The 10,099-nt window shown below is 73.2% G+C and carries 8 protein-coding genes; 6 read left to right on the top strand and 2 right to left on the bottom strand.

Going from position 1 to position 10,099, the window contains the following annotated elements; all coding sequences use genetic code 11:
- Positions 1-119: 119 nt before the first annotated feature.
- The gene (locus ACGF13_RS10705) at positions 120-1,604 is read right to left on the bottom strand and encodes a SulP family inorganic anion transporter (RefSeq protein WP_392871691.1); all 1,485 of its coding nucleotides are present in this window, start codon (positions 1,602-1,604) and stop codon (positions 120-122) included.
- A gap of 736 nt (positions 1,605-2,340) precedes the next feature.
- On the opposite strand from ACGF13_RS10705, the gene gcl reads away from it, so the two are divergent.
- Both gcl and ACGF13_RS10695 read left to right on the top strand, forming a co-directional pair.
- Positions 2,341-4,122 carry a glyoxylate carboligase gene (gcl, locus tag ACGF13_RS10700; protein ID WP_392871624.1) on the top strand — a complete coding sequence of 594 codons (1,782 nt, stop codon included), beginning with the start codon at positions 2,341-2,343 and terminating at the stop codon, positions 4,120-4,122.
- 190 nt (positions 4,123-4,312) lie between these two features.
- Complete coding sequence (locus ACGF13_RS10695) at positions 4,313-4,801, top strand: glutathione peroxidase (RefSeq protein WP_392871621.1); 489 nt, start codon at positions 4,313-4,315, stop codon at positions 4,799-4,801.
- Positions 4,802-4,838: 37 nt separating this feature from the next.
- Here the strand turns inward: ACGF13_RS10695 and ACGF13_RS10690 are convergent, their stop codons facing one another.
- Entirely contained in the window at positions 4,839-5,759 is a 921-nt protein-coding gene (locus ACGF13_RS10690; protein ID WP_392871618.1) for a LysR family transcriptional regulator, read from the bottom strand.
- A 95-nt stretch (positions 5,760-5,854) separates the two neighbouring features.
- On the opposite strand from ACGF13_RS10690, the gene ACGF13_RS10685 reads away from it, so the two are divergent.
- The 4 genes from ACGF13_RS10685 to ACGF13_RS10670 all read left to right on the top strand — a co-directional run bounded on the left by ACGF13_RS10685 (position 5,855) and on the right by ACGF13_RS10670 (position 9,878).
- The gene (locus ACGF13_RS10685) at positions 5,855-6,559 is read left to right on the top strand and encodes a succinate dehydrogenase cytochrome b subunit (protein ID WP_392871615.1); all 705 of its coding nucleotides are present in this window, start codon (positions 5,855-5,857) and stop codon (positions 6,557-6,559) included.
- Entirely contained in the window at positions 6,556-8,499 is a 1,944-nt protein-coding gene (locus ACGF13_RS10680) for a fumarate reductase/succinate dehydrogenase flavoprotein subunit (RefSeq protein ID WP_392871612.1), read from the top strand. Before ACGF13_RS10685 ends, ACGF13_RS10680 begins: the two co-directional genes overlap by 4 nt.
- Positions 8,496-9,233, top strand: a complete 738-nt coding sequence (locus ACGF13_RS10675) for a succinate dehydrogenase/fumarate reductase iron-sulfur subunit (protein ID WP_392871609.1) — start codon at positions 8,496-8,498, stop codon at positions 9,231-9,233. The genes ACGF13_RS10680 and ACGF13_RS10675 overlap by 4 nt, the downstream gene beginning before the upstream one ends.
- A gap of 339 nt (positions 9,234-9,572) precedes the next feature.
- A complete protein-coding gene (locus ACGF13_RS10670; RefSeq protein WP_392871607.1) occupies positions 9,573-9,878 on the top strand; it encodes a hypothetical protein in 306 nt (101 codons plus the stop codon).
- The last annotated feature ends 221 nt before the right edge of the window (positions 9,879-10,099 follow it).

The following is a 10,099-nucleotide window of genomic DNA, read 5'->3' as shown; positions in this document are numbered from 1 at the left end:
CCGCCGCCCCCCCCGTGGCTAACAATCCTGGCTGCCCCCCCCCCCCCCCCCCGGGGGGGGGGCCCGGGGGGGGGGGGGCCGGGGGGGGGGGGGCCCGCCCCCCCCCACCAGGCTAGACGTCAGGCCACCGAAGGCAGCGGCGGTTCGACCGCCAGCGGCGCGCTGGAGCGGGCGCGGTGCTGGGCCGCCCAGGAGACCAGGGCCACCGTGCAGGCGTGGTCCAGGTGACGCAGCCCGGACCAGTCCAGCTCCACCGGCCGGTCCCCCGGCAGCCGTTCCAGGGTGTCCAGCAGCCGGGGCAGCCGCAGGAAGGTGGCGTTGCCGCTCAACCGCACCCGGTGCACCGACTGCCCGGTCGCCCCCTCCTGCTCCTCCACCGTGATCTGCAGGTGGGAGGTCTGCCAGGCGGACTTGGCCACCGCCAGGCCGACGCCGATCAGCACCCCGTCGAACAGGTCGGTGACGATGATCGCGGCCGCCGTCACCACCAGCACCAGCGCCTCGCCCAGGTGGCCGCGGCAGAGCGCGACGATCCGGCGCAGCGGCACCAGCTTGGCACCGGCGTGCACCAGGACTGCGGCCAGCGCGGTGAGCGGGACGAGCCCGAGCGCGCCGGGCAGCAGCGTGGTGAACAGCAGCAGCCAGCCGCCGTGCAGCACCCGGGAGGCCTTGCTCCGGGCGCCGGCCTGGACGTTGGTCGCGCTGCGCACGATCACCGCGGTCATCGGCAGCGCGCCGAGCAGCCCGCAGACGGCGTTGCCGACGCCCTGGGCGGTGAGTTCGCGGTCGTAGTCGGTGCGCGGGCCGTGGTGCATCCGGTCGACGGCGGCGGCGCTGAACAGCGTCTCGGCGGAGGCGATCAGGGTGAAGGCGACGATCGTGCCGAGCCCGGCGGTGCCCGCCAGGGCGGTCAGCGCGTCGCGGTCGGGCAGGTGCACCACGTCGAGCAGTCCGGCCACCCGGATCCGGGCCACCGGCAGGTCGGCGGCCGCAGTGACGGCGGCGGCCAGCCCGACGGCGGCCAGCGGGGCGGGGACGGCGCGGGCGGCGCGTTCCGGCAGGTACTTCCAACCGACCAGGACCAGCAGGGTGCCGAGGCCCAGGGCGACGGCGCAGGGGTTGGCCGTGGCGGTCAGCACGTCGCCCAGCAGCGCGGGCAGTCCGGCGATCTTCTCCGGCCCGGTGGCGGGGGCGCGGCGGTCGGCGAGCGCGTACAGCTGGCCGAACACCAGGGTCAGTCCGATGCCGGCCAGCATGCCGTGCACCACCGAGGCGGACATCGCGCGGAACCAGCGGCCGAGCCGCAGGGCGCCCATCGCCAGCTGGAGCAGGCCGGTGCCGAGCACCAGGAGGCCGAGCGCGCCGGTGCCGAAGCGCTGGACGGCGTCGGCGACCAGAACGGTCAGCCCGGCCGCGGGCCCGCTGACCTGGAGGCTGCTGCCGGGCAGCAGACCGGCCACCAGGCCGCCGACGATCCCGGTGACCAGCCCGAGTTCGGCCGGGACGCCGGAGGCGACGGCCACGCCGACGCAGAGCGGGAGGGCGACCAGGAACACCACCAGCGAGGCGGGCAGGTCATGGCGCCAGGGGACGGCGCGCAGCAGGGCGGCCGGAGTGCGGGGCCGGCCCGGCGGGCCGTGCTTGCGGAGGCGGCCCGGCGGGCTGTCGCTCCGGTGGGGCGGCGGGTTCACCCGGTCACCGCCAGGGACCGGGCAGGGGTGCAGCAGCACATGGGGGTGTTCCTTCCGCGCACCCGACGCAGCGGGCGCGCCGTTGCAAGGGCGGGGAGCAGGATGGCGGGGAAGGGCACCGCGGAGGGCGGCGACAGCGGTACGGCCGCGGGTCCGGGCGGGACCAGAGCGCGGCGGCGGGTGTCGGGTCGGTGCGGCCAGGGGGTGCGTCCCTCGCTCGGATGCGGCGGACCGGGCACGCTGGTCCTGGACGGGGCCGCCGGCGGAGTTCCCCCGCTCCGCAGCGCTCCCAAACCCCCTTGCCGCGGCCTCAGTTGGACGTCACGGGCCCGGCGTGCCACCGACGGTACCCAGCACGGCGGGGCGGGCCCACCGGCGGCACCGCCTCTTCACCACCGCTGCACACCGGCTGCGCTTTCCGGCGCGGAGCGTCCGGTTCCCCGGGTACGCCTGCGCGACCGCCGTGCTGGCGTACGAATCCCCGCCCTCGGGGCAGCCGCCCGGCGCTGCCACGTCCTGTTGAAGTCCCCTTGACGCCCCGCCGGACCCCGCCCTACTTTGCTTCCACATACAGAAATCATTCTTCCGTATGGTGGAATTCGAGAGATGAGCCCTCCGAGCCACTGCGGGCCGACCCAGGAGAGATCCGATGCCCCGTATGACAGCCGCCCGCGCGGCCGTGGAGATCCTCGAACTCGAAGGCGTCAGGGCCGTGTTCGGCGTGCCCGGCGCGGCCATCAACCCGTTCTACGCCGCGCTCGAGGCCTCCGGCAGGATCGGACACACGCTGGCCCGGCACGTCGAGGGCGCCTCCCACATGGCCGAGGGCTACACCCGCGCCAGGGCCGGCAACATCGGGGTCTGCGTCGGCACCTCCGGCCCGGCCGGCACCGACATGATCACCGGCCTGTACTCGGCGATCGCCGACTCCGTCCCGATCCTCTGCATCACCGGCCAGGCGCCCGTCGCCCGGCTGCACAAGGAGGACTTCCAGGCCGTCGACATCGCCTCCGTCGCCCGGCCCGTCACCAAGGCCGCCACCACCGTGCTGGAGGCCGCCCAGGTCCCCGGCGTGTTCCAGCAGGCCTTCCACCTGATGCGCTCCGGCCGCCCCGGCCCGGTCCTGATCGACCTGCCGGTCGACGTCCAGCTGACCGAGATCGACTTCGACCCGGAGGCCTACCAGCCGCTGCCGGTCTACCGGCCGGCCGCCAACCGCACCCAGATCGAGAAGGCCGTCGCCCTGCTCCAGCGCTCCGAGCGCCCGCTGATCGTCGCCGGCGGCGGCGTCGTCAACGCCGACGCCGCCGGGCTGCTGCTGGAGTTCGCCGAGCTCACCGGCGTCCCGGTGGTCCCGACCCTGATGGGCTGGGGCACCGTCCCGGACGACCACGAGCTGAACGCCGGCATGGTCGGCCTGCAGACCTCCCACCGCTACGGCAACGAGACCTTCCTCGCCTCCGACTTCGTCCTCGGGATCGGCAACCGCTGGGCCAACCGCCACACCGGTGGCCTGGACGTCTACACCGCGGGCCGCACCTTCGTCCACGTCGACGTCGAGCCCACCCAGCTCGGCCGGATCTTCGCCCCCGACCTCGGGATCGCCTCCGACGCCGGGGCCGCGCTGGAACTGTTCGTCGAGGTGGCGCGCGAGCTGCGGGACGCCGGCACCCTCAGGGACCGCAGCTCCTGGGCCGCCTCCGCCCAGGAGCGCAGGGCCCGGCTCCAGCGGCGCACCCACTTCGACGACGTGCCGCTCAAGCCGCAGCGCGTGTACGAGGAGATGAACCGGGCGTTCGGCCCGGAGACCCGCTACGTCACCGCCATCGGCCTGTCCCAGATCGCCGGCGCCCAGCTGCTGCACGTCCACCGGCCTCGCCACTGGATCAACTGCGGCCAGGCCGGGCCGCTCGGCTGGACCGTACCGGCCGCACTGGGCGTCGCCACCGCCGACCCCGACGGGCAGGTCGTCGCGCTCTCCGGCGACTACGACTTCCAGTTCATGATCGAGGAGTTGGCGGTCGGCGCCCAGCACCGCATCCCGTACGTCCACGTGCTGCTGAACAACTCCTACCTGGGGCTGATCCGCCAGGCGCAGCGGGCCTTCGGCATCGACTTCCAGGTCAGTCTGGAGTTCGAGAACGTCAACGCGCCGGAGCCGGCCGGCTACGGCGTGGACCACGTCAAGGTCGTCGAGGGCCTGGGCTGCAAGGCGATCCGGGTCACCGAGCCGGAGGGCCTGCTGCCCGCCTTCCGGGAGGCCGGGAAACTGGCCGCCGAGTTCCGCGTCCCGGTCGTGGTCGAGGCGATCCTGGAGCGGGTCACCGACATCCCGATGGCCGCCACCGACATCGACGAGGTCCACGAGTTCGAGGAGCCGGCCACCCTCCCGGAGCACGCCCCGACGGCGATCAAGCCCCTGGCGCGCTGAACCCCTTCGAACGCGCGCGCTCCGGGCGGTCGCGCGCCCGGCGTGCGGGGGCGTGCGGAACGGCTCGTCCGCCCCCACGCCCCCGCACGCCCGGAACACCGGCACGCCGACCGCGGTTGATCAGGTCGCGGGCCGCTACCGTGACCCCGGAAGAGGCCCGGCCCGACGACCCTCCGAAAGGACCACCCCCGTGAGCCTGTACGACATCCCGCTGCGCACCCTCGACGGCGCGGCCACCTCGCTCGCCGACCACAAGGGCAAGGCACTGCTGATCGTCAACGTCGCCTCCCGGTGCGGCCTGACCCCGCAGTACACCGGCCTGGAGAACCTCCAGAAGCGCTACGCCGGGCGCGGGTTCACCGTGCTGGGCTTCCCGTGCAACCAGTTCGCCGGGCAGGAGCCGGGCAGCGCCGAGGAGATCCAGGCCTTCTGCTCCACCACCTACGGCGTGACCTTCCCGCTGTTCGAGAAGATCGACGTCAACGGGGAGGAGCGGCACCCGCTCTACGCCAGGCTGACCGCGGTCGCCGACGCCGAGGGCCAGGCCGGGGACGTCTCCTGGAACTTCGAGAAGTTCCTGATCTCCCCGGACGGCACCGTGGTGGCGCGGCTGCGCCCGCCCGTGGAGCCGGAGTCGGCGGAGCTGACCGCCGCGATCGAGGCCGTGCTGCCGGCCTGAGGCCGCCCCTGACGGAGGCCCGCACCCCGGGCCTCCGTCACAGCAACAGCCGAGTGCCCGGCGGCAGTTCGCCGTCCCTGGCGGCGTCCCGCAGGTGCGCCAGGAAGGTCTCCCGCAGCGCCTCGGCCGCGCGGGTCGGCGGCACCTCGTGGCCGTGCGCCACGGCGATGGTGCGGCCCAGGCCCGGCCCGGCGAACGCCGTCACCGCGAGGCCCGAGCGGGCGGCCACCATCCCCGGGACGACGGCGGGCCCGATCCCGGCCCGGACGAAGCCCAGTACCGCGTCCATCTCGCCGCCCTCCACCGCGAACTCCGGCTCGAACCCGGCCGCCCGGCAGGCCGCCAGGGTCGCCTCGCGGACGTCGTAGCCCTCCCGGAACATCACCAGCGGCCGGCCCCTCAGCTCCGTCACCCGGACCTTCCCGCGGGCCCGCCGCTCGGCCGCGACCAGCACCAGCTCCTCGTGCAGCAGTTCGGTGACCGCCAGTGCGGGCTCCTGCTCCCCGCTCGGCCGGGTGATGATCAGCGCGAGGTCCAGCTCCCCCGCCGCCAGCCAGCCGACCAGGTCCCGCGAGCCGCCCTCGCGCACCACCAGCGTCACCCCCGGGTAGCGGTCCCGGAAGAGCCTCAGCACGTCCGGCACCAGGCTGGTGCACAGGCTCGGCGGCGCGCCCAGCCGGACCCGGCCCCGGCGCAGTTGCACCGTCTCCTGCACGGCCAGCCGGGCACTCTCGGTGTCCGCGAGGATGCGCCTGGCCAGCGGCAGCAGGGCGTCCCCGGCGTCCGTCAGCGCGATGTTGCCCCGGGTGCGGTGGAACAGCTCGGCCCCCAACTCCCGCTCCAGCGAACGGATCTGTTGCGAGAGTGACGGCTGGGCGACATGCGCCGCCTCGGCGGCCCGGGTGAAGTGCCGGGTCTCGGCGACGGCCAGGAAGTAGCGGAGTTGCTGGAGCTGCACAGGGCCAGGATAGGCCGCTTCGATAGCCCATGCCTATCGTCACGAGCCGCATCATGTCTTGGACGCACCGAAGCGCCGTCCCTACCGTTGCAGCCATGACAACCGCGACTCGGACGGCCCGGCATCCGTCCACCCTGGCGACCCTGTGGCGGTCGACCGTCGGCAAGAAGGCGGTCATGGCCGTCACCGGACTGGCGATGCTGCTGTACCTGGTCGCGCACATGCTGGGGAACCTCAAGGTGTTCTTCGGCCCGGACGACATCAACGGCTACGCGGCCTGGCTGCGCACCATCGGGCAGCCCTTCCTCGGCCACGAGTGGTTCCTGTGGCTGGCCCGGGCGGGCCTGCTCGCCGCCGTGGTGCTGCACGGCGTCTGCGCGTACCAGCTCAGCCGCCGCGACCTCGCGGCCCGCCCGAGCAAGTACGTGCACCAGCGCCGCCGGGCGAGCTACGCCACGAGGACCATGCGCTGGGGCGGGGTGATCCTGGCGCTGTTCATCGTCTGGCACATCCTCGACCTCACCACCCTGACCGTGAACCCGGGTACCGATCACGGCCAGACGTACCAGAACATCGTGGCCTCCTTCGGCCGCTGGTACGTGGACGTGTTCTACGTCGTCGCGATGCTGGCCGTCGGCCTGCACATCCGGCACGGGTTCTGGAGCGCCGTGCAGACCCTCGGTGCCAACAACGCCCGCCGCGACCGGGCGCTCAAGCTGATCGCGAACGGCCTGGCGCTGGTGCTGACGGCCGGTTTCCTGTCCGTTCCCGTGGCCGTGATGACCGGAGTCGTGAAATGAGTTACCCGGAGTACACCCTCGGCGAGCCGCTCGCCGACACGAAGGCCCCCGCCGGGCCGATCGAACAGCGCTGGGACCAGCGGCGGTTCGACGCCAAGCTGGTCAACCCGGCCAACCGGCGCAAGCACACCGTGATCGTGGTCGGCACCGGCCTGGCCGGCGGCGCGGCCGGAGCCACCCTGGCCGAACAGGGCTACCACGTCGTCCAGTTCTGCTTCCAGGACTCCCCCAGGCGGGCCCACTCGATCGCCGCCCAGGGCGGCATCAACGCGGCCAAGAACTACCGCAACGACGGCGACTCGATCCGCCGGCTGTTCTACGACACCGTCAAGGGCGGCGACTTCCGCGCCCGCGAGTCCAATGTGCACCGGCTGGCCCAGGTGTCGGTGGAGATCATCGACCAGTGCGTGGCCCAGGGCGTGCCCTTCGCCCGCGAGTACGGCGGCCTGCTGGACACCCGCTCCTTCGGCGGCGTCCAGGTCTCCCGCACCTTCTACGCCCGCGGCCAGACCGGCCAGCAGCTGCTGCTCGGCGCCTACCAGGCGCTCTCCCGGCAGATCGCCGCCGGGAACGTGGAGCTGCACCCGCGCACCGAGATGCTCGACCTCCTGGTGGTCGACGGCCGGGCCCGCGGCATCGTCGCCCGCGACCTCGTCACCGGCGAGATCCGCTCCCACACCGCGGACGCCGTGGTGCTCGCCAGCGGCGGCTACGGCAACGTCTTCTACCTCTCCACCAACGCCAAGAACTCCAACGCCACCGCGATCTGGCGGGCACACCGGCGCGGCGCGTACTTCGCCAACCCGTGCTTCACCCAGATCCACCCGACCTGCATCCCGCGCTCGGGCGACCACCAGTCCAAGCTCACCCTGATGAGCGAGTCGCTGCGCAACGACGGCCGGATCTGGGTGCCCAAGGCGAAGGGCGACGACCGGCCGCCCGGGCAGATCCCGGAGGAGGAGCGGGACTACTACCTGGAGCGGATCTACCCCTCCTTCGGCAACCTGGTGCCGCGCGACATCGCCTCCCGGGCCGCCAAGAACGTCTGCGACGAGGGCCGCGGCGTGGGCCCCGGCGGCCAGGGCGTCTACCTGGACTTCGCCGACGCGATCCGCCGGATGGGCCGGGAGGCCGTCGAGGCCAGGTACGGCAACCTCTTCGAGATGTACGAGCGGATCACCGCCGAGGACCCGTACCGGGTGCCGATGCGGATCTACCCGGCGATCCACTACACGATGGGCGGCCTCTGGGTCGACTACGACCTGCAGACCACCGTGCCGGGCCTGTTCGCCATCGGGGAGGCCAACTTCTCCGACCACGGCGCCAACCGGCTCGGCGCCAGTGCCCTGATGCAGGGCCTGGCCGACGGCTACTTCGTGCTGCCGCCCACCATCAACGACTACCTGGCCCGCCACCCGCTGCCGGCCGTGCCCGCCGACCACCCGGTGCTCGCCGAGGTGGAGGCCGAGGTCGAGGACCGGCTCAACCTGATCCTCGCGGTGGACGGCGACCGCACCCCGGACTCCTTCCACCGCGAACTCGGCGAACTGCTCTGGGACGAGTGCGGGATGGCCCGCGACGAGGCCGGGCTGCGGCGGGCGCTGGAGCGGATCCCGCGGCTGCGCGAGGAGTTCTGGCGCCGGATCAAGGTGCCCGGCACCGGGCAGGAGCTCAACCAGTCGCTGGAGAAGGCCAACCGGCTGGTCGACTACTTCGAGCTGGCCGAGCTGATGTGCCTGGACGCGCTGCACCGCGCCGAGTCCTGCGGCGGCCACTTCCGCACCGAGAGCCAGACCCCCGACGGCGAGGCCGCCCGCCGCGACGAGGAGTTCTCCTACGCCGCCGCCTGGGAGTTCACCGGCACCGGCGAGGCACCCGTCCTCCACCGCGAGGACCTCGACTTCGAGCACGTCCACCCCACCCAGCGGAGCTACGCATGAACCTCACCCTGCGCATCTGGCGCCAGGCGGGCCCGGACGCGCCCGGCTCGATGACCACCTACCAGGTCAGCGGGATCAGCCCGGACATGTCCTTCCTGGAGATGCTGGACACCCTCAACGAAGAACTGATCACCCGCGGCGACCAGCCCGTCGCCTTCGACCACGACTGCCGCGAGGGCATCTGCGGCGCCTGCGGCATGGTCATCAACGGCCAGGCGCACGGCCCCGAGCGCACCACCACCTGCCAGCTGCACATGCGGCACTTCCAGGACGGCGACACCATCGACGTCGAACCGTGGCGGGCGGCGGCCTTCCCGGTGGTCAAGGACCTGGTCGTGGACCGCTCGGCCTTCGACCGGATCATCGGCTCCGGCGGGTACATCACCGCCCCCACCGGCAGCGCGCCCGAGGCGCACGCCACGCCCGTCCCCAAGGAGGTCGCCGACACGGCCTTCGAGCACGCCGAGTGCATCGGCTGCGGCGCCTGCGTGGCGGCCTGCCCGAACGGCTCGGCGATGCTCTTCACCTCCGCCAAGGTGGTGCACCTCAACGTGCTGCCGCAGGGCGCCCCGGAGCGGGCCGCCCGGGTGCGGAACATGGTCTCGGCCATGGACGCCGAGGGCTTCGGCGGCTGCACCAACACCGGTGAGTGCGCCACCGCCTGCCCCAAGGGCATCCCGCTGCCCAGCATCGCGGCGATGAACCGGGAGTTCCTGCGGGCCGCCCGCGGCTGACGGCTCCCCCGATACGGTCGGCCCCTCGCGTTCGGTGCTCGTCGCGCGGGGCCGACGCCTGTTCCCGGGGCCCGTCCCGCCGGGCCGGGCGTTACCCGTACGGGTGGCGGACCGTCGGCACTGTGCTTCCCGGCGGGGAATCGCGCTACGGTAGTCCTCCGCCAAGGAAGGACGGCATATGCCCGAGGTTCAGTCCTGTTCCGGTTGCGGCGGGTCCGGGGGGACCCAGAAGACCGAGGCAACGGTCGAACTGGACGAGGAAGGAAGCATGGTGCCCAGCGTCCACACCTTCTGGTCGCCCTGCGGTCGGTGCCACGGATCCGGGACGGTGATCGTCGGATGAGGTTCATCTTCGAGTGCGTCGAGTGCGGTGGGCACTACCTGCCGCCCGAGGAGATGGTGTACCCGGACGGGCCGGCCTCGCCGGTCTGGTGCGCCGACTGCCAGAGCGCCAAGCGCGCGGCCGGCGTCCGGGAGGACCCGCTGCTCGCCCGGGTCGCACTGGCGGCCGCGCGGGCCGTCCTGGCCGGGCGGGCCGCCGAGCCGGCCGAGCAGCCTGCCCGCTTCGACGTCCGCCCGTCCCGGCCGCCGCTGTCCCGCCGGGCCCGGTCCGGCCCCGGCGTGGTGCGCGGCAAGCTGGGCTGACGGGCGGCTTCCAGCAGGCCGGGCGCATTCGTCGACGGTCCGTCATGTGCCGCTTGTGACAAATGACTTGTGCCGCCACGGAGCGTGCAGGTTAATGGTCGTCCCGCACATGACGAGCCTTGGGGGAATCGTCCATGCAGCCGACCGATCCACCCGAACCGAGCCAAGTCGGCCAGACCGGCTTCACCCCACTCGGCCCACTTCCGCCGTCGGCACCTCCG

This window comes from Kitasatospora sp. NPDC048286 (assembly GCF_043201735.1).
Lineage (GTDB): Bacteria > Actinomycetota > Actinomycetes > Streptomycetales > Streptomycetaceae > Kitasatospora.
Note: the sequence above shows the minus strand (reverse complement) of the source record. Positions and strands in the feature narration are given on the sequence as shown.

Coding starts and splice junctions, on each gene's coding strand:
- gcl (WP_392871624.1), top strand. CDS start 2,341: ATGCCCCGTATGACAGCCGCCCGCGCGGCCGTGGAGATCCTCGAACTC.
- ACGF13_RS10685 (WP_392871615.1), top strand. CDS start 5,855: ATGACAACCGCGACTCGGACGGCCCGGCATCCGTCCACCCTGGCGACC.
- ACGF13_RS10680 (WP_392871612.1), top strand. CDS start 6,556: ATGAGTTACCCGGAGTACACCCTCGGCGAGCCGCTCGCCGACACGAAG.
- ACGF13_RS10675 (WP_392871609.1), top strand. CDS start 8,496: ATGAACCTCACCCTGCGCATCTGGCGCCAGGCGGGCCCGGACGCGCCC.
- ACGF13_RS10670 (WP_392871607.1), top strand. CDS start 9,573: ATGAGGTTCATCTTCGAGTGCGTCGAGTGCGGTGGGCACTACCTGCCG.